This is a genomic window from Virgibacillus sp. (genome assembly GCF_013393565.1).
Lineage (GTDB): Bacteria > Bacillota > Bacilli > Bacillales > Amphibacillaceae > Virgibacillus > Virgibacillus dokdonensis.
Window position 1 is genome coordinate 1 of sequence record NZ_JABXHF010000029.1, and the last position, 17,795, is coordinate 17,795.

Below are 17,795 nucleotides of genomic sequence, written 5' to 3' on the forward strand. Positions count from 1 at the left end.
AACGAGGCTAAGTAAAAATAGTTTAAAAAAGCATGTGTGAATTCACATGCTTTTTTAATATCTAGAAAATATAAAATGATGTGCTTGTGGGGAACGAAATAACCGAATAGTCACGTCCAGCTTTATCGCGCAGCAATAAGTCATCATTGGTCGGGTTCGTCACCTCACGTGATTCCTTTATCTTCGTTGCTTTGTTCCATTCGTTACGTTGCTATATGGATATGGGGAATTGCGCCTTTGTTTTACTGTAGGAAAGTGTATACGAGTTTAAAGGTTTATAGCAGCTCGTCATAAGACTGGACGACAGCCACATTTTTCTAATTGCACTTATAGAAATTTATCCTATGGCATGAGCTTTTTAAAAAATGGGGGAGGAAACCTTATAACCACCGTTAGCGACCGCTAGTAAGATCACATCATAATTAGCCACGTTTAACGTCAACGAATTCTTTCCAATAGAATGATTACTTCTATTCTTCTTGTTAGGCTGCTATTTTTGTAATCCATGGGTATTTGTATATCTGTTCCTTATTTGCTCAAACTAGTAGTAAGAATAAAAAGGGGAATCAGACATGCAGAAAAGCCGCTTTTTTTATTTTGGTAATACAAATATGAATAAGGATTTTATCTTTTTGCTTGTTATTGGCGGTTTATATTCATTAGGGCTATTTTTGTCCAATACGTTTGTAAACATTTACCTATGGAAGCAGTCGGGAGATTATGTAACAATCGCTGTATATAATTTAGCTATTTACATTTTTCAACCAATTACCTTTATTATTGCTGGTAGATTAGCTAAAAAAGTGGACAGAGTAATTGTGTTACGACTAGGAGTAACTTTTCTATCGTTATTCTTTCTAAATGTTCTTTTAATAGGTGATAAAGCTTCCTATTTTAACTTTCTTTTAGGTGGTTTGCTCGGTATAGGGTATGGGTTCTATTGGCTAGCGTTTAATGTATTGACTTTTGAAATTACTGAACCAGATACAAGAGATTTTTTTAATGGTTTTTTAGGAGTGTTACAATCATTTAGTGGTATGGTAGGTCCTTTATTAGCAGGTTTTATTATCGCTAGAATGGAAGCGAATATTGGCTATACCATTATATTTACTATTTCTTTTATCATGTTCATTTGTGCTGTAGTCATTAGTTTTTTTTTAAAGCCGCGAAAAGCAGAAGGCGATTTTTATTTTCGTCGTGTGCTAACAGAACGTTCCCATAATAAAAACTGGAAAAGAATTCAAAATGCCCACATCTTTCAAGGGCTTCGCGAAGGAATATTTGCGTTTATTATTGCGATTTGGGTGTTTTTAATTACCCAAAGTGAGTTTGCTTTAGGGATGTTTAATTTAGTTTTTTCTGGTCTTTCACTCGTGTTTTATTTTATTGGAACAAAATTTATTAAGCCCTCTATGCGAAAAAAATCAATCTTACTTGGCAGTCTAATCTTATACTTTGCCATTGCTTTAATTATTTTTGACATTAGCTACGCACAATTGTTAATTTATGCTGTATTTATTGGGATTGCCTATCCTATTATTATGATTCCATATGTTTCCTTAACATATGATGTTATTGGGAAAGCTTGGAAGGCGAAGGAATATCGTGTGGAATACATTGTTGTACGTGAGTTATTCGTGAATATTGGTCGGGTTACATCCATTTCTGTTTTTTTACTAGCGATTACCTTTTTACAAGCTGAGATAATAATTCCCTATTTATTGGCTTTTTTTGGCGCAGGGCATATTTTCATCTATTTGTTTGTGAAAAAAATTTACTTGGAAAGTAATATGGAAAAACAAGTTTTTATAAAAGATCAGTTTACAAATGAAAAAAATCGTTAGTAAATTGGATTGTGCTTAAAATGTAATTTTTTTACTTTCAACACGGTTGTTAAGTAAGACAAATTTTCTAATATTGGATGAGTGACTTTAAAAATTGAAAAATAGGTGAAATATATAGCATGAAAATGATATAATGAATACTGCTTAATAAACATGTACATCTTGGGGGAGAAACAATGAACAAAAAGAAGAAAAAAGCGCAACTTCCCTTTCGTATAAACCTATTGTTTTTTATCATTTTTCTAATGTTTGCAGGGCTAATATTGCAGTTAGGAGTTGTGCAAATATTAAACGGAGAGGAATTTCAAGAAGAAATTGAGCGTACTGTAAAAGATACAACGAAGGTTCCTGTCCCTAGGGGAAAGATTTATGATAGCAAACATCAAGTCATTGTCGATAATAAACCACTCTATTCCATTACGTACACCCCGCCCAAAGGGGTACAAGCTGAAGATCGCTTAGAAGTAGCAGAAAAACTTGCCAAGTATATTTCTATGGATAGTGATGGTGTAACAGAGCGCAATAAAAAGGAATATTGGTACTTGAAAAATAAAGAAATGGCAGATAAACGTTTAAAAGAAGAAGAAGCTGCTGAATTAGACAATGCGGAACAATACAACACTATTTTGGACAGAATTACGGAAGAGGAAATATCTGGTTTTTCTAAACAAGAATTAGAAGTAATTGCAATTAAAACGGAGTTAGATAAAGCTTATTCGCTAACGCCGCAAATTGTAAAAAACGAAGATGTCACTGCGGAAGAATATGCTCAAGTTTCTGAGCATTTAGCGGAACTTCCTGGTATTAATGCGACTACAGATTGGAATAGAGACTACCCATTTAATGATACAATGAGAAGTTTGCTTGGATCGATAACATCGCAAGAACAAGGGATACCTGCGGATAAAGAAGAGAACTTTCTAACGAAAGGATACAGCAGGAATGATCGTGTAGGTAAAAGCGGTTTAGAAGAATATTATGAAGATGTACTTCGTGGTCGTAAAGAACAAATTCAATATACAACCACAAAGTCTGGGGATGTAGTGGATAGCAATACCGTAGTGGAAGGTAGACGTGGAAAAGATCTAGTGTTAACTATGGATATCGATTTCCAAGAAAAAGTCGATAAAATTGTACGAGAAGAGTTGAAAACTGCAGTTCAAAAACATCCTTATGAGAACAGGTATTTAAAAGATGCGCTAGCAGTAGTAATGAATCCTAAAACGGGTGAAATATTAGCTGTAAGCGGTCAAACAAGAGATGGTAATGACTATAAGGATGCAACGATTAAAACACTTTATGATGCACATCGTCCAGGGTCAGTTGTAAAAGGGGCAACGGTACTAGCTGGTTTAGAGTCAGGTGTCATATCTCCGGGGCAGCGTTTTAATGATTCACCGTTAAAAATTAAAGGGACACCACAAAAGGGGTCTTATAGAAGTTTAGGTTCAGTCAATGATATCGATGCGTTGAAAAAATCATCCAACGTATATATGTTTTACATTGCGTTAAAAATGGGAGGCGAAAATCGATATCCTTTCCCAAACAACTCAAAAGCAGCATTTGATCCAGCAGCTTGGCAAGTAATGCGCAATTACTTTCAACAGTTTGGACTAGGAGTCAGAACGGGTATTGATTTTCCATATGAAAGTATCGGGTATGAAGGACCTAAAATGTCTAACGCAGGGCTTTTAATGGACCAAGCTATTGGACAGTATGATACGTATACAACGATGCAGCTGGCGCAGTATGTCTCCACAATTGCTAATAATGGTTACCGGACACAGCCGCATTTCTTAAAGGAAATACGGGAACCGAGTAGATCGGATAAGCAATTAGGGGGTGTATATCGTAGTGAAAATACAAAAGTGTTAAACCAAATTCAAATGGACCAATCCTATATTGAGCGCGTTCAAGAAGGATTTCGTCAAGCTTTTCAAGAACAAGGGGGAACAGTATATTCTTTCGGTAGTTCCAAGGATTACAAACCGGCAGGAAAATCTGGTACAGCACAAAATGAGATTTATGAAGATGGTGAGTTGGTTGCTGAAACAGAGAACCTCTCCTTAATAGGTTATGCACCTTATGATGATCCAGAAATTGCTCTTGCGGTAATGGTTCCCAATACAGGGCTAGGCAATGGTTATCGGATTAACTATGAGATTGGTTTTAAAATAATGGATGCATATTTTAATGCGCAGAAAGATAACAACAAAGATGACAAAGAACAAGAAGATGAATAGAAAAATAGCGTACAGATATATTTCTGTACGTTTTTTTGTGAGCTAAAAAAGGCTCGTATTTAGTAGAGTGGCGTTATCTACTTGTGCAAAAGGTGTTTTATATCGAATATAAAGTACTGTTAGATTCTTCCACTTTATGAATAAGAGATGTGGTCTGAACAATTCGGGAGATAACAGCACCTAAATCCCAATTTGTTCAGAGGACTCTAGTTCATACCCTTGGGCTACTAACAATAAGTGGGGAATAAAGAATACCCCCCGCTAATTATAAATTCACTTTATATGGAATGATTGATGAAGGTCATGTATTAACATAAAATTTACAAAAAATTAACGGTGCATCAATATTAAGTACATACTGTTTTGCTATGATGGTAGCACGTGAATAAAAAGGAGGTATTTTATGCAGACGAGAGGGCAGTTTGACCAAGAACTGAAAGAAATAGATCAAGAAATTGTTGAATTAGCTAATTTAACAGAGAAAGCATTGGATAATGCTGTTCGGGCGTTATTCAATCAAGATATTGGCTTGGCAGAACAAGTTATTGAAGGCGATAAAGTAATTGATAAAAAAGACTTAGAAATTAATGATAAAGTAGTGCTGTTAATAGCTAAACAAAACCCTGTTGCAACAGATTTGCGTCGTTTAATAACAGCCATTAAAATTGTCGCTGATTTAGAGCGAATGGCAGATAATGCAAGAAATATTGCGAGGTCTACAATCAGGTTAGGGGAAAGTAGGGAAGTATCTATTCCAACCCGTTTAAACGCTATGCAAGATACATTAGTAAACATGTTACACACAGCCATAACAGCTTTTACAGAAGAAGATGGTAAACTCGCTGGACAATTAGCAGAAATGGATGACGCTGTAGATAAAGAAAATAAGCTTATTTTAAGTGAATTATTAGGCGAGACGGCAACAAACCCAGATAAGATCCAATACATTATGCAAATTTCTCTATGCTCCAGATATTTGGAGCGATTTGGTGATCATATAACCAATATCGGAGAAAGTATTTTATACTTGATTAAAGGGGAAAATTATAATTTAAACTAATAAGCATGTTTTACTATGAACAAAGGCGTAAAAGCCTGTTTAGCAACTTAGCGAATGGGACGAATCAATGGAGATAAAGTGGGGAACCGGGCCACATTTGATTATTTCGATCTCCACAAGCACATCTTTTATATTTTCCTGTACAAGAACAAAGGCGCAAGCGCCGGACGTGGCTAAATAACTTAGTTAGTTTATCCACAGCTGCAAAAGTTTATGCAACGCTAGTGATAATTTCCTAGATAACAATAAAAAAACGAAGAAGCAGATTTACCTGCTTCTTCGTTTATCTTGTAATGGCTTCAGCGATTTCGTACAGACTCATATCGCTAGATACTTTAAATTCTCCAAGTTGTACCTTTTTACTGTAATCATTATCTTCTAGATAGTCATTGAATTTCGATGCGTCATCGATAATTCCATTCTTTTCTAGTTTTTCACTTATATCGGAAGAAGGCTTTCCCTCTTCAATTTTTAATGTGTATGTTTTCTTATCCTTTTCTTTCTTTTCATCTCTCTTTTGCTTATCCTTTTCTTCCTTTTGACCTTCATCTTTTTTCGAATCTTGGTCACTTTTCGGTTTGTCGCTTTCTTCCTTATTTTTGGAATCTTCTTCTGCAGATTTAGCTTTTGTTTCTGGTTGTTCTTCATTTTTTGCAGCAGTTGTTTTAGCTTCATCCACAGAAACGGCAACATATTCTGAATTTGTTAGCACATGATAACCTTTATCCTCTACTAAAGCTACTAGCTCCTTGTCGGATAAGCTATCTGCTGTTTGAGTGCTCCCATTTGTAATAAAATAAACCCCTAACATAATTATTCCAGCTGTTAGGAGACCAATACCAAAAAGACGTATAGGTTGTTTCATCTTGTCCTCCTCCCTTTAAGATTTATTTTCTATACGATTGTCTGTGAAGTCCTCCGTTAATAGTTCCTCTTCCAGAATCTTAATTTTCTTTTTCATTTGATATGTATCTTGCATCGTTGTAATGGAGAATTGTTCTAATTGACTTTCAACCTGCTCGATTCGATCATTCATGAAAAAGGAAATAGCAAGTAAAACGATTCCGACTGCAATAATGGTAATAATTGCATATATCATCTGCTCCCCTCCTTCTACTCACTACTAGTTATAACATAAAATACTGTCGAAATGCCATTACAATTTGATTATTTTTTTGACATTGGAGAAATACAACATATATGAAACCATATAACCATTGGCCAAATCTGATTCGATTAAAAATGACAAATTGATGCTTATGTATTTAAATTCTTGCTAGAACGGCTAACATTTGGTATTATAAATAAGTCTGAAATGAAATTATTGCTAACGAGGCAACAATTTGGTAAAGTTTGGAGGGATAAATGATGCGCGTAAACATTACTTTAGCTTGTACAGAAACAGGAGATCGTAATTACATTTCTACTAAAAATAAACGTACTAATCCTGAGCGTTTAGAGCTTATGAAATACAGCCCACGTCTAAAAAAACACACTCTACATCGTGAAACAAAATAACGATAATAATAGAACCTTTATCTTGTAGATAAAGGTTCTATTATTATTATTTATTTGAAAAGGGGGCGAGCTTCTTGAAAAAAGACCAACTCCGAAATGCCACTATTTATGCTTTAAAACAACTAACCCCAGAGCAAAAAGGAGATATTAACCACCAATTGCATCGACACCTAATGACCTCGACACTTTGGAAAAACGCTATTACAATCGGTATTACTATCTCGAAAGGATTTGAATGGGATACTTATGAATTAATTAACCAAGCTTGGCGGCAAGGTAAAAAGATATGTGCCCCAAAGTGTGACCCAAAATTTAAAACGATGGATTTTTATAAGTTTCAAACCTTCAAACAACTAGATGAAGTATACTATCATCTTTTAGAGCCTATTCCAAGTGAAACCGAGTATATTGCTCCGGAAACCATTGATTTGTTGCTTGTGCCAGGTATTGTTTTTGATCCAGATGGTTATCGTATAGGATTTGGTGGCGGCTATTATGACCGTTTTTTAGCAGGGTTTCTCAATCAAACTGTTTCTATATTACACAGTAGCCAACTTGTACCATCGATACCGAAAAACACATTTGATTTACCTGTTCAGCATTTAATAACAGAAGAAGGTTTAGTACGTTAAGTCAGCTAAAGTGCTTTATTTTTTCTATATAAGCTTCCTAATGGACTGGTATAATATAAATATTTTATGTGAAGTTTATTTTGTACCTTAGGAAAATAAAAAAGTTTAAAGGAATATAGTATAAGAAGCACTAATGATTTACCCGTATTTGGGGACAAGCCAAGTTTTCTAATCCTTGCATAAAAATATCCAGTGAGGATCATAACTAAGAACATCAATCATAAAGAGGTGTTCACATGCGTACTATTGTTTTAATTATAGGTCTTGTTGCTGCGTCTGCTTTCGTTTATAAATGGCGCTATCGCATTTTGAATATGGTTCTAGCAATTGGATTTTTACGCAAATTTGCTGTACAGTTATCTATGAGTTCTCCTTCCATCCGTAGTCTTTTTACGCAAACAAATACGAATGTATAATAGTGCCTTTACAGCTTTTAACATTATTGGGGCTGAAGAATATGACTTGCAGCCCCATATGTTCATTTTACAATTAGAGATGAATAAAATTTTTTTAGAAAAACTTGGACTATCGCCAAGCGTTTATGGCGATAAAATGCCGTCGTTTAGCTTATACACTATAATTCATAAAAATAATATACTTTCCTATTGTGTAAGATAGAAAGTGTTATAGAAATATATAAAACAAGGGGAGATGTGATAATGTATTTAGACGAACAGTATACGATGTACAATATGGCTTATCAAATTGTTTCTCATGAAGCGTATAATGTTCTTTATGTAAACGAACAAGGAAATGAGATATGGTTAGAAAAGAAAGTTGGGAAAAATTCAAAAGTATTACGTTTTATCAATCAAGGCTTTGACTGGAAAAACTATTTAAAAAAAGATATAGCTGTCGTATTTCAAAAAGTAAAAGCCATGAAAAAGCTTTTAAGAGCTAAAACCATTCAAATACATAATATATACATATCAGAATTTACTCCTGTAGACTCATGGGAGTTTTTAAAGCAACCAATGAAATTAAATGAAAAACAAGCAATTATGATGAAAATATATTATCTCTCTAATTCGCAATTTGAAGAAGAAAAAGACAGGTTAGAAAAAGAGGCAGAGATTTCGGCTCTAGAAATGTATGATAGTCTTGAGGAAACAGTAAAAGAAGAGAAAATAGCTACTTATAAGCACTATTTAAGGCAACGAATTTTGGATGATCAGGAAGAAAAGAAAGAGTTATTTTCTTTTGGAAAACCAAAGCTGACATATATCATTTTAATTCTATGCGTTAGTTTATTTCTGCTGTTAGAATTGAACGGTGGGAGCGAAAATATCGAAACACTAAAACAATTTGGTGCTAAATTTAATCCAGCTATTATTGAAAATGGGGAATGGTGGAGAATTATTAGCTCCATGTTTTTACATATTGGTTTGCTACATTTAGTAATGAATATGATTGCTGTTTATTATTTAGGTACATTAGTAGAACGTATTTACGGTTCCATTCGATTTTTAATTATTTATTTTCTGGCTGGAATAGGAGGTGGAATAGCAAGCTTTGCTTTTTCAGCCAATATTGCCGCAGGTGCATCTGGTGCTCTATTTGGATTATTTGGAGCGTTATTATTTTTTGGGCTTCATCATAGGAGGGTTTTCTTTCAAACTATTGGAAGTAATGTATTGTTGTTAATTGGAATAAATATTGTGTTTGGTTTTTCTATTCCAGCTATTGACAATGGTGCTCACCTTGGTGGTCTAGTAGCAGGTTTTATTGCTTCTGGGATTGTTCACTTGCCGAAACAAAAAGAAAGATGGAAGCAGCTTAGTGCAGTGCTTGTCTACTTAGCGCTTGCATATGGAATTATACAATACGGCATAACAAACAACATGAACTCTCCAATGTATTATGTCATGCACATTGAAGAATTAGTTCAAGAAGAAAAATATGAACAAGTTGTTACAGAGGCCAGTAAAGCAATACGCAATACTGAAGGGGAGGAGCAATGGAAAGCAGCTATTTTATTCCATCGTTCCTATGCGTATATTGAATTAAATCAGCAAAATTTAGCTATGGATGATTTGAAACAGAGTGTTCAACTGGACAATAGTTTTCCAGAAGCACATTATAACCTTGCTTTACTATATTACCAGCAAGGTAATATAGAGGAAGCAAAAGAATTCATCAAAAGAGCTTATCAATTAGACTCTAATAACACAGATTTTCAAGAAATGTATGAGCAGATTACAGGCGAAAAACCGAAGTAAACATGAAAAGTAGGAATTCATCTTTGATATAAGGTGCCGTAAGTTTTTTATTATATAGGAATGTAAGTCATACTAGAAAGTTTAGCAAACGGCGCCTTATCAGATAATCTTTCTTGGATACCTTATTCTGAAAAAGAATACTGCTGTATGAGTTTTTCTTTTTTACCATTCATCTCAAAAAGCACGAGTAAATGTTTGTTTTTTTTGTCGAATAAAATAATGGGAACATAGCTATTGACTGCTTTTTCCGCATTCACAATTGGTAAGAGATAGTTTTTGTACAATCCTTCCCATAATTGTCCCATAACTTTATCTGTTTGCGCTTGTGTTAAGCCAGCTATCGGTTGTGTCGCAAACTTATCTAAATCGGTTAAAGGCACAGTTGTATAAGTTTCCTTATTAATATCGAAATATTCATACAATGTATTCCAATGATAGGTTAGCTGCTGCATGGAGGCACGATCAAGTAGTGTTTTCCATTCTTTTTCGTATGTTGTAGAAGGTGTTTTAAATGAATCTAATTTTGCTGCTGGTGAGTCGATGACATATAAATGAGCACTTGACATTTGTTGCATGCTCTTTATTTGGCTGTTTTATTCATGAATTTCCCCATGATGAAAGGAAATCGCTTCATACAAACTACTATCCTCTAAAGTGAGCATTCTTTTTAAATGAATTGTATCAGTATCTTGCACCCACTTCGACAAAGCTCCTCTTAGCCTTCCATTGTCAAATAGTAAAGAAACATCTTGCCTTAAGTAGACAGGAATTTCTGTTGCAGAAGATGCTTTCCAGATAATTTCATAATCGTCTATTCCTTTATCAGTAAAAAGTTGTATATCGGTTTCTGCTGTTGTAAATGCAAAATTTTTATCAAGAGGAAAATACGTAATTGCTGGTTTAGATTGTAAACCAACGATATAGATAATGGTAATAAAACTAGTTATGGCAACAACGATGGTGATGACAGACCATTTTTTCATTAAACCACGTCCTTTTTGACAGACTTGTCTTATGCATTTTATGTTTTCGCTAAACGAGGTATGCTAATTTTGGAATAATGTATAATATAGCCTCTGTTGTTGAAAGCTAACCATAAGATTTTGAATAGGTCAGGTGAGTAAATGCAAACGGAAAGGCAGCCACTATTTTCATCATTTGAAAACAACCGAGACTATATGCATGAGCGATTAGCAGTCGATCAAAGCTTTGATATGATTCAACGTGACTTGGAGTATGCAGGTATAAAGATGGCTTTGTTTGTTATTGATGGATTTGGCAAAGATGAAATATTACTTTATATCATGCAGCTTTTTGCTGAACTAGAGACGGAAGATTTAGAACCAAATGTATTAAAAAAATTACTTGAAAGATATATTCCTTACATTGAAGTAGATGAAGCGAATGATTTAAATGAAGCAAGCGACCTTGTCCTCGGCGGCCCAGCTGCATTAGTTGTAGAAGGCGCAAATAAAGTCATTATTATTGATGCAAGAACTTATCCTGCTCGCTCGCCAGAGGAACCCGATTTAGAGCGTGTTGTTCGAGGTTCTAGAGATGGATATGTGGAAACAATTGTCTTTAATACAGCTTTAACGAGAAGAAGGGTTCGAGATCGTTCTTTACGAATGCAGTATTTGCAAATTGGGAGAAGATCAAAAACAGATATTTGTATTTGTTATATTGAAGATATAGCTGATAAACATAGGGTAGAGAGCTTAAAAAAAAAGTTAGAAATGATTGATACAGATGGTTTGCCTATGGCTGAGAAAACTATTGAAGAGTATATTAGTGGGAGGCACTGGAATCCATATCCAACAGTAAGATATACAGAACGCCCAGATACAGCCGCTTCGCATCTTTATGAAGGCCATGTTCTCATTATTATTGATGGTTCACCTAGTGTAATGATAACTCCTGCAACATATGCTCATCATCTACAGCATGCAGAAGAATATAGACAAAAGCCATTAATCGGTGCCTATTTACGATTTGTACGATTTTTTGCTGTTATAGCTTCTATTTTCATCCTGCCATTATACTACTTATTTGCAAAACACGCTGATTATTTGCCAGCCAATTTGCAATATATAGGTCCTGATGAAGCTGGTGTTGTTCCGTTATTTGTCCAATTTTTACTAGCGGAAATCGGAATAGATATTCTACGTATGGCAGCCATTCATACACCTTCTTCGTTAGCCACTGCACTTGGTTTAGTTGCAGCTATTATGATCGGTGAGGTTTCTGTACAAGTAGGGTGGTTTTCCCATGAAGTTGTATTATATTTAGCGGTAGCAGCTATTGGTACATATGCAACACCAAGTTATGAGCTAAGCTTGGCTAATCGCTTAGTTCGTATCTTTCTTTTATTTGCTGTTGCTTTGTTTGGTGCTATTGGTTATATTGTTAGCATAACTCTTTGGATTTTGTATTTGGTTAGAATGAAATCGTTTAACGTTGCTTATTTTTGGCCGTTCATTCCCTTTTCCTATCGTCCGTTTCGAGATGTATTTTTGCGCTCGCCAATTCCGTTGAAAAATCGCAGACCTGCTTTCTTACACCCAAGAGACCCTGATCGATAACAGATAGAAGAGAGGACTTAGCAAAACTTAGCACTTTTGCTAAGTTTTTTAATTCGAAAATTTTTTGTCCATTACATGAAAATATGTTCAGTATTTCTCATAGTATTTTTCTTTCTGAAAAGGATTTAGTATAATTAAACTGGTGATTGTATGAAAACGATGTATGATATACAGCAATTCTTAAGAAAGTATGGTACATTTATTTATACGGGAAATCGTTTAGGTGATTTACAAATGATGGAATTAGAAATAAATGAACTGTATGAGCTTGGCTTTATAGAAAATAAAACGTATATGGAAGCAAAAATGATACTAAAAAAAGAAATTACATCTACGTTGAAGCAGAAGAAAGGAAGTCATTAGTAATGGAGCAAATAATTATTGGTATGGATATTGGAGGAACTACAGCCAAATTAGGATTAATTAGTAATGATGGAGAAATTATAAGAAAATGGGAAATTCCTACAAACAAAAATGATGGTGGTAAGCATATTGTAGATGATATCTGGAATTCAGTTCGCCAAAAATTAAAGCATTTGCATTATAAAGAAGAGCAAGTTCTCGGGATAGGTGTTGGCGCTCCAGGATTTATTGAAGATGAAACAGGATTTATTTATGAAGCGGTAAATATTGGGTGGAAAAATTACCCTCTAGGTGAATTACTAAGTAGTCAATCCAAACTTCCAGTATTTGTAGAAAACGATGCAAATGTAGCAGCCTTAGGAGAAAACTGGCGTGGAGCTGGTAATCAAGTAGCTAATCTAATTGCAGTTACACTTGGTACTGGTGTAGGTGGTGGCATTATTGCAAACGGTAGAGTAGTAAATGGAGAAGCCGGTATAGGTGGGGAAATTGGTCATATTATTATGGATACAAATGGTTCCGTATGTAATTGTGGTAGAAAAGGATGTTTAGAAACCATTGCTTCTGCTACCGGTATTGTGCGACAAGCGTTCGAATTAGCCGAGATTTTACCAGATAGTAAATTAGCTAAACATGTAAATATAAAAGGAACTATCACTGCAAAAGACGTCTTCCAATTAGCGAATGAAGGGAATGTAGAAGCAAAACAAATTGTCGCGCATACAACCGATATTTTAGGGTTGGCAATTGCAAACATGTGCGTTACTATTAGTCCAGCGAAAGTATTAATTGGAGGTGGTGTCTCGAAAGCTGGACAACCTTTGTTAACGGCTATAGAAGAAGCGTTTAACCGTTACGCTCTTCCAAAAGTACAACAAAGCTGTGAGTTAAAGTTTGCCCAATTAGGTAATGATGCAGGTATTATAGGCGCTGCTTTTTTAGTAAAGCAAAAGCTAGAGAAAAAAGTATTTGGTGAAAAAATCTAATAATATATGAAACTTTTTAACATGTAAAACGTCTTAGTAGTATAGCCTTCTACTATGGGCTATAGAGTGATATAATTATAGCATTACAATGGTTTAAACAGAATCGAAATGGTGTATACGATTTTAAAATTTTTACTATAGGAAAGTATAAAGGTTTCTAGGGTTTATAGTATAAGCAAAACGACGGCGTTCTTCCGCCATAAAACTTGAGCTACAAGTTTAGTTTTTCTAAGCGTTGTAACTATAAATTCAAAATATGCATATAACAAATCTATATGCTTCCATTCTGCTGTTTAAGGGTTGGATAATATCCTTTTTGATTGTGTTTCGAATTTTAGTTCTCACTTGGTTTAAAAGCCTTAGACCAAAACATCAACGTATTTAACTAGGGGATAAAAACGAGAAAACGATATATTGAAGTTCACTATAGTTTTTCCACTATGAGTTTACATGTAAAAATTCGTCTAACAAGAAGGGGATTTTTATTAAACGCATAAAAAGCGTTGTAAAAATGAAGAGAGGGGAAAATAAATAGGAGGAAGTTGTATGAAACAGAAAATAAATAAGGTACCGTTATTTATACTAGCAACCATTTTATTTGGAATAAAAACATATCTTGTATACCGGTTTATGTTCTCGATTGATTTGGAAAATATGATGCAAGAGATTATATTACTTATTAATCCATTTGTATCTGGATTTTTAATATTTGCATTAAGTGTATGGATTAAAAAACCGCAAAGACAAATGAAATATTTACGTTATACGATTTTAATAGGCACGTTGATTATATTTGCGAATCTTGTTTTTTATCGATCGTTTACTGATTTTATTACGATCCCGCAACTTTTTCAAGCGAGTAACGCTGCTGATTTGGGTTCAAGTATTTTAACATTGATTAAACCATACGATATATTACTATTTGTAGACGTTGTTATAATCTGGTTTATTAGCCGAAAACAAGCCGTTCAAGTTGCCGCGCAATACCCTAAAAGTGGGAAGGTCTTTGCGCTTGCTATGTCATTTGTTTTATTAGCGGGAAACTTCTTCTTAGCGGAAATGGAACGTCCACAATTGTTTACGCGTGCGTTTGATCGTGAGTATTTAGTAAAAAACATTGGTTTGTTTAATTATCATATCTATGATATTGCAACTCAAGCAAAAGCAAAGACGCAACGAGTGTTTGCGGATGGGAATGAGCTTCCGGAAATCCAAGAATATATGGACGAGAACATGGCTAGAAATACTACTTCCGAGTTGTTTGGGGTAGCAGAAGGTAAGAATGTAATCTTTATTAATGCGGAATCAATTCAAAGTTTTGTCATTAATAATGATGTTAACGGGGAGCCAATCACACCATTTTTGAATGCTTTAACGAAGGATAAAGATACTTTCTATTTTGAAAATTTTTATCACCAAACGGAGCAAGGAAAAACTTCTGATTCGGAGTTTCTTGTTGAAAATTCGTTATATCCGCTATCACGTGGCGCTGTTTTCTTTACCCACGGTCAAAATGAATATAATGCAATGCCGGAAATATTGGGTGAGAATGGATATTATTCTAGTGTCTTGCACGCGAATAATAAGAGTTTTTGGAATAGAGATCAAATGTATCAAAGTTTAGGGTTTGACCATTATTATGGGGAAGAATCTTTTGAAATAACAGAAGAAAGTTCGGTTGGCTGGGGATTAAAAGATAAACCGTTTTTTGAACAATCGACCGATATTCTACAGCAAATGGAGAAACCTTTTTATACGAAATTGATAACATTAACGAACCATTTTCCATTTGAGTTAGATGAAGAAGATCGATCTATTGAACCGTATGATTCCAATTCTAATACGTTAAATAATTTCTTTCCAACCGTTAGATATATGGATGAGTCCATTGAACTGTTCTTCGATGAATTAAAACGTTCTGGGTTATATGAAGACTCTATTATTGTTATTATGGGTGACCATTATGGAATTAGTGCAAATCACAATAAGGCAATGAGTCAGTATTTAGGAAAAGAAGAGATTACTCCTTACGATCACATTCAATTGCAACGTGTACCACTATTTATCCATATACCTGGTTTTGGAAAAGGGGAAATTAAATCTGAAATTGCTGGACAGATTGATATGAAACCTACATTGTTAAACTTACTAGGTATAAAAAATAAACAGGATATTCAATTTGGCAATGATTTGTTTAGTAAACAACGTAAAGATTTTGTAGCTTTACGAAATGGAAGCTTTATAACAGATGAGTATATTTATACAAATGATACGTGTTACAATAAGAAAACTGGAGACCCAGTTGAAGAAAATCAAGAGAAGGGCGATTCTAACGAAACTCCGAGTGCATGCGACTTGACTCGCGAGCAAGTAGAAAGAGAATTAGACTATTCCGATGATTTAATTTACGGTGACTTATTTCGTTTTATCGATTTCAATAAAAAATAAATAGAAAAAGCTGACAATACATGTCAGCTTTTTCTTAGTCTAGGAAATTATAAAATTTTGCAGCTGTGGATAAACTAACTAAGTTATTTAGCCACGTCCGGCTCCAGCGCCCAGCAACTAGGCGACTTCACGAATCGCCCTACGATAAAGTCATCATTGGTTCGTGCAACACCGCCTCACCATGATTCCTAAAACTTTAGTTGCTTCCGTTCCACTCGCTACGTTGCTAACCGGGCGCTTGCGCCTTTGTTCATTTAACTACCTAATTCGGAAATAATGGTTGCCACAGCAAAGAATCCAAACGCTAGCGCTGTAATTGCAGAAAAACCAATAGCAAAAATATTTTTGTATTTTAGTTGACGTATGATCGATACAACTGCAAGAATAGCTACTAATAAAAACAAAACCCCTAATACGATATGCATGAAATTCTTCCTCCTTAGCTTCTCATTTCCTATTATTGGTATAGAAAATGTATTTGTATTATTATGTAACTAGTGCGGTTATATCCATTATTCTATAGTATTATTTAATGTTTGTCGAGACTTTGCATTAAATTCAGTTGTTTTTCAGGCTGAGCGGAAAGAAAGGAGTCTACTTCGGTAAATTCCGAAGATGGTTGGATCAAGGTAGTTCAACTATTAGACGGTCTCTATTCAAGAAAGGGAAAAAGAATACAGAAGAAAACTTAGTGAGAAATAGTAATTCCTAAACGCTACGTCCTTCATCTAAGCAACTATGACTTTTATCTTATTTCTTTTGTAAGAATTTGGAATAAGCGATACAGGATTCACATTGAAAGGAGAAATATACATGCATATACACGCAATGTCTTTAGGTCCATTAGGGACAAATTGTTATATTGTATACGATCAAGAAGAAGCGTTAATTATTGATCCAGGTGGTGATGCGGAGAAAGTTACGCAATTTTTACAAGATCATCACGTAACACCAATTGCTATTTTATTAACACATGCTCATTTTGACCATATTGGAGCAGTAGATGGATTACGAAAAGCATATCATATCGATGTTTATCTGCACGAATTGGAAGCCAACTGGCTTGAAGATGCTAGTAAGAATGGTTCACTGTTATTTACACAGAAAAAAGTAGAAACAGAAAGGCCGGATCAATTTTTATATCCAAGGAAGATGGCGCTTGGGGACTTTTCTTTTCATGTATTACATACGCCAGGTCATTCTCCTGGCAGTGTTACTTTCGTTTTTACAACAGAAAAATTCATTATTAGCGGAGATGTTTTATTTCAACAAGGAATTGGCCGTACAGATTTACCAGGAGGAGATTTTCAGCAACTAGAAAAGTCTATAAAAGAATCCATATATACGTTGGATGACGCTTTTATCGTTTATCCAGGTCATGGGCCAAAAACGAATATCCAATTTGAAAAGCAATATAACCCGTTCTTCACAGTGTGAGGAATAAGTAAAATAATTGCTCGGTCTGAATGGAGTTTTCCTGTAATACTTCATCTTCTTTCAAACCATTGTGCAAAAAACAAAAAACCCTGCCTTACAGTATGTAGCAGGGTTTTTTGTTGCCTCTTAGTGTCCGAAACCAGGTACAAGTATAAATTCTGAATACCATGTAAAGCCAATAAAGAATATGGTACAGTATGCCCCGAATAAATACATATACATGCGTTCAGAAAGTTTCAAATAACTTAATGTTAGGAAAAAGGCCGTTTGAACGAGAAAAAGTAATGCGGTTTTTTGCATATCTCCCACGAAAAACATTACAGTAAAAATTCCTGTCCAAAAGGCTAACACACGAAACATTCGATCCATGCCAATCCCCCTCCTTTTGGTAACCTTATCATAGTCATTATAAACGACCAGTATGAACTTGTAAATGATAGTCATGGAATTGCTGTTCTATTCA

The 17,795-nt window shown here is 34.7% G+C and carries 18 protein-coding genes; 12 read left to right on the forward strand and 6 right to left on the reverse strand.

Features of this window, described 5'->3' with window-relative positions:
• Positions 1–572 precede the first annotated feature (572 nt).
• The 3 genes from HLX49_RS07975 (at position 573) to phoU (ending at position 5,147) form a co-directional block, all read left to right on the forward strand.
• Positions 573–1,844 carry an MFS transporter gene (locus HLX49_RS07975; protein WP_296361145.1) on the forward strand — a complete coding sequence of 424 codons (1,272 nt, stop codon included), beginning with the start codon at positions 573–575 and terminating at the stop codon, positions 1,842–1,844.
• A gap of 176 nt (positions 1,845–2,020) precedes the next feature.
• Complete coding sequence (locus HLX49_RS07980) at positions 2,021–4,087, forward strand: peptidoglycan D,D-transpeptidase FtsI family protein (protein WP_296361146.1); 2,067 nt, start codon at positions 2,021–2,023, stop codon at positions 4,085–4,087.
• A gap of 403 nt (positions 4,088–4,490) precedes the next feature.
• Positions 4,491–5,147, forward strand: coding sequence for a phosphate signaling complex protein PhoU (gene phoU, locus HLX49_RS07985; protein WP_077703540.1), 657 nt, complete (start codon positions 4,491–4,493; stop codon positions 5,145–5,147).
• Between the two features lie 283 nt (positions 5,148–5,430).
• Here phoU and HLX49_RS07990 read toward each other — a convergent pair whose 3' ends face one another.
• Both HLX49_RS07990 and HLX49_RS07995 read right to left on the reverse strand, forming a co-directional pair.
• Positions 5,431–6,012, reverse strand: a complete 582-nt coding sequence (locus tag HLX49_RS07990) for an endolytic transglycosylase MltG (protein WP_077703541.1) — start codon at positions 6,010–6,012, stop codon at positions 5,431–5,433.
• Positions 6,013–6,027: 15 nt separating this feature from the next.
• A complete protein-coding gene (locus HLX49_RS07995) occupies positions 6,028–6,246 on the reverse strand; it encodes a hypothetical protein (RefSeq protein ID WP_077703542.1) in 219 nt (72 codons plus the stop codon).
• Between the two features lie 269 nt (positions 6,247–6,515).
• Here HLX49_RS07995 and rpmG point away from each other — a divergent pair, with 269 nt between their 5' ends.
• The 4 genes from rpmG to HLX49_RS08015 all read left to right on the forward strand — a co-directional run bounded on the left by rpmG (position 6,516) and on the right by HLX49_RS08015 (position 9,516).
• Positions 6,516–6,665, forward strand: a complete 150-nt coding sequence (gene rpmG, locus HLX49_RS08000; protein ID WP_010530995.1) for a 50S ribosomal protein L33 — start codon at positions 6,516–6,518, stop codon at positions 6,663–6,665.
• Between the two features lie 74 nt (positions 6,666–6,739).
• Positions 6,740–7,297, forward strand: coding sequence for a 5-formyltetrahydrofolate cyclo-ligase (locus HLX49_RS08005; protein ID WP_077703543.1), 558 nt, complete (start codon positions 6,740–6,742; stop codon positions 7,295–7,297).
• Positions 7,298–7,533: 236 nt separating this feature from the next.
• Entirely contained in the window at positions 7,534–7,713 is a 180-nt protein-coding gene (locus tag HLX49_RS08010; RefSeq protein ID WP_101933866.1) for a hypothetical protein, read from the forward strand.
• A gap of 243 nt (positions 7,714–7,956) precedes the next feature.
• Positions 7,957–9,516 carry a rhomboid family intramembrane serine protease gene (locus HLX49_RS08015; protein WP_296361147.1) on the forward strand — a complete coding sequence of 520 codons (1,560 nt, stop codon included), beginning with the start codon at positions 7,957–7,959 and terminating at the stop codon, positions 9,514–9,516.
• 122 nt (positions 9,517–9,638) lie between these two features.
• Here HLX49_RS08015 and HLX49_RS08020 read toward each other — a convergent pair whose 3' ends face one another.
• Both HLX49_RS08020 and HLX49_RS08025 read right to left on the reverse strand, forming a co-directional pair.
• Positions 9,639–10,082: a hypothetical protein gene (locus HLX49_RS08020; RefSeq protein ID WP_296361148.1), complete on the reverse strand. Its 444-nt coding sequence runs from the start codon at positions 10,080–10,082 to the stop codon at positions 9,639–9,641.
• A gap of 27 nt (positions 10,083–10,109) precedes the next feature.
• Complete coding sequence (locus HLX49_RS08025) at positions 10,110–10,499, reverse strand: hypothetical protein (RefSeq protein WP_296361149.1); 390 nt, start codon at positions 10,497–10,499, stop codon at positions 10,110–10,112.
• A 141-nt stretch (positions 10,500–10,640) separates the two neighbouring features.
• Between HLX49_RS08025 and HLX49_RS08030 the strand changes: the two genes are divergently transcribed.
• From HLX49_RS08030 to HLX49_RS08045, 4 genes are all read left to right on the forward strand, one after another.
• Complete coding sequence (locus tag HLX49_RS08030) at positions 10,641–12,098, forward strand: spore germination protein (RefSeq protein WP_296361150.1); 1,458 nt, start codon at positions 10,641–10,643, stop codon at positions 12,096–12,098.
• 150 nt (positions 12,099–12,248) lie between these two features.
• Positions 12,249–12,461: a YqgQ family protein gene (locus HLX49_RS08035; RefSeq protein ID WP_077703548.1), complete on the forward strand. Its 213-nt coding sequence runs from the start codon at positions 12,249–12,251 to the stop codon at positions 12,459–12,461.
• A gap of 2 nt (positions 12,462–12,463) precedes the next feature.
• Positions 12,464–13,447, forward strand: a complete 984-nt coding sequence (locus tag HLX49_RS08040) for an ROK family glucokinase (protein WP_077703549.1) — start codon at positions 12,464–12,466, stop codon at positions 13,445–13,447.
• A gap of 546 nt (positions 13,448–13,993) precedes the next feature.
• Positions 13,994–15,895 carry an LTA synthase family protein gene (locus HLX49_RS08045; protein WP_296361151.1) on the forward strand — a complete coding sequence of 634 codons (1,902 nt, stop codon included), beginning with the start codon at positions 13,994–13,996 and terminating at the stop codon, positions 15,893–15,895.
• A gap of 254 nt (positions 15,896–16,149) precedes the next feature.
• Here the strand turns inward: HLX49_RS08045 and HLX49_RS08050 are convergent, their stop codons facing one another.
• The gene (locus HLX49_RS08050) at positions 16,150–16,320 is read right to left on the reverse strand and encodes a DUF2759 family protein (RefSeq protein WP_077703552.1); all 171 of its coding nucleotides are present in this window, start codon (positions 16,318–16,320) and stop codon (positions 16,150–16,152) included.
• A 388-nt stretch (positions 16,321–16,708) separates the two neighbouring features.
• Between HLX49_RS08050 and HLX49_RS08055 the strand changes: the two genes are divergently transcribed.
• The gene (locus HLX49_RS08055) at positions 16,709–17,332 is read left to right on the forward strand and encodes an MBL fold metallo-hydrolase (protein WP_077703553.1); all 624 of its coding nucleotides are present in this window, start codon (positions 16,709–16,711) and stop codon (positions 17,330–17,332) included.
• 126 nt (positions 17,333–17,458) lie between these two features.
• On the opposite strand, the gene HLX49_RS08060 is transcribed toward HLX49_RS08055, so the two are convergent.
• Positions 17,459–17,701, reverse strand: a complete 243-nt coding sequence (locus HLX49_RS08060; RefSeq protein ID WP_073004399.1) for a DUF2626 domain-containing protein — start codon at positions 17,699–17,701, stop codon at positions 17,459–17,461.
• Positions 17,702–17,795: the final 94 nt, after the last annotated feature.

Coding starts and splice junctions, on each gene's coding strand:
- HLX49_RS08055 (WP_077703553.1), top strand. CDS start 16,709: ATGCATATACACGCAATGTCTTTAGGTCCATTAGGGACAAATTGTTAT.
- HLX49_RS08045 (WP_296361151.1), top strand. CDS start 13,994: ATGAAACAGAAAATAAATAAGGTACCGTTATTTATACTAGCAACCATT.
- HLX49_RS08040 (WP_077703549.1), top strand. CDS start 12,464: ATGGAGCAAATAATTATTGGTATGGATATTGGAGGAACTACAGCCAAA.
- HLX49_RS08050 (WP_077703552.1), bottom strand. CDS start 16,320: ATGCATATCGTATTAGGGGTTTTGTTTTTATTAGTAGCTATTCTTGCA.
- HLX49_RS07975 (WP_296361145.1), top strand. CDS start 573: ATGCAGAAAAGCCGCTTTTTTTATTTTGGTAATACAAATATGAATAAG.
- HLX49_RS08025 (WP_296361149.1), bottom strand. CDS start 10,499: ATGAAAAAATGGTCTGTCATCACCATCGTTGTTGCCATAACTAGTTTT.
- HLX49_RS08020 (WP_296361148.1), bottom strand. CDS start 10,082: ATGTCAAGTGCTCATTTATATGTCATCGACTCACCAGCAGCAAAATTA.
- HLX49_RS07995 (WP_077703542.1), bottom strand. CDS start 6,246: ATGATATATGCAATTATTACCATTATTGCAGTCGGAATCGTTTTACTT.
- HLX49_RS07990 (WP_077703541.1), bottom strand. CDS start 6,012: ATGAAACAACCTATACGTCTTTTTGGTATTGGTCTCCTAACAGCTGGA.
- HLX49_RS08030 (WP_296361150.1), top strand. CDS start 10,641: ATGCAAACGGAAAGGCAGCCACTATTTTCATCATTTGAAAACAACCGA.
- phoU (WP_077703540.1), top strand. CDS start 4,491: ATGCAGACGAGAGGGCAGTTTGACCAAGAACTGAAAGAAATAGATCAA.
- HLX49_RS08015 (WP_296361147.1), top strand. CDS start 7,957: ATGTATTTAGACGAACAGTATACGATGTACAATATGGCTTATCAAATT.
- HLX49_RS08035 (WP_077703548.1), top strand. CDS start 12,249: ATGAAAACGATGTATGATATACAGCAATTCTTAAGAAAGTATGGTACA.
- HLX49_RS08010 (WP_101933866.1), top strand. CDS start 7,534: ATGCGTACTATTGTTTTAATTATAGGTCTTGTTGCTGCGTCTGCTTTC.
- rpmG (WP_010530995.1), top strand. CDS start 6,516: ATGCGCGTAAACATTACTTTAGCTTGTACAGAAACAGGAGATCGTAAT.
- HLX49_RS08060 (WP_073004399.1), bottom strand. CDS start 17,701: ATGGATCGAATGTTTCGTGTGTTAGCCTTTTGGACAGGAATTTTTACT.
- HLX49_RS07980 (WP_296361146.1), top strand. CDS start 2,021: ATGAACAAAAAGAAGAAAAAAGCGCAACTTCCCTTTCGTATAAACCTA.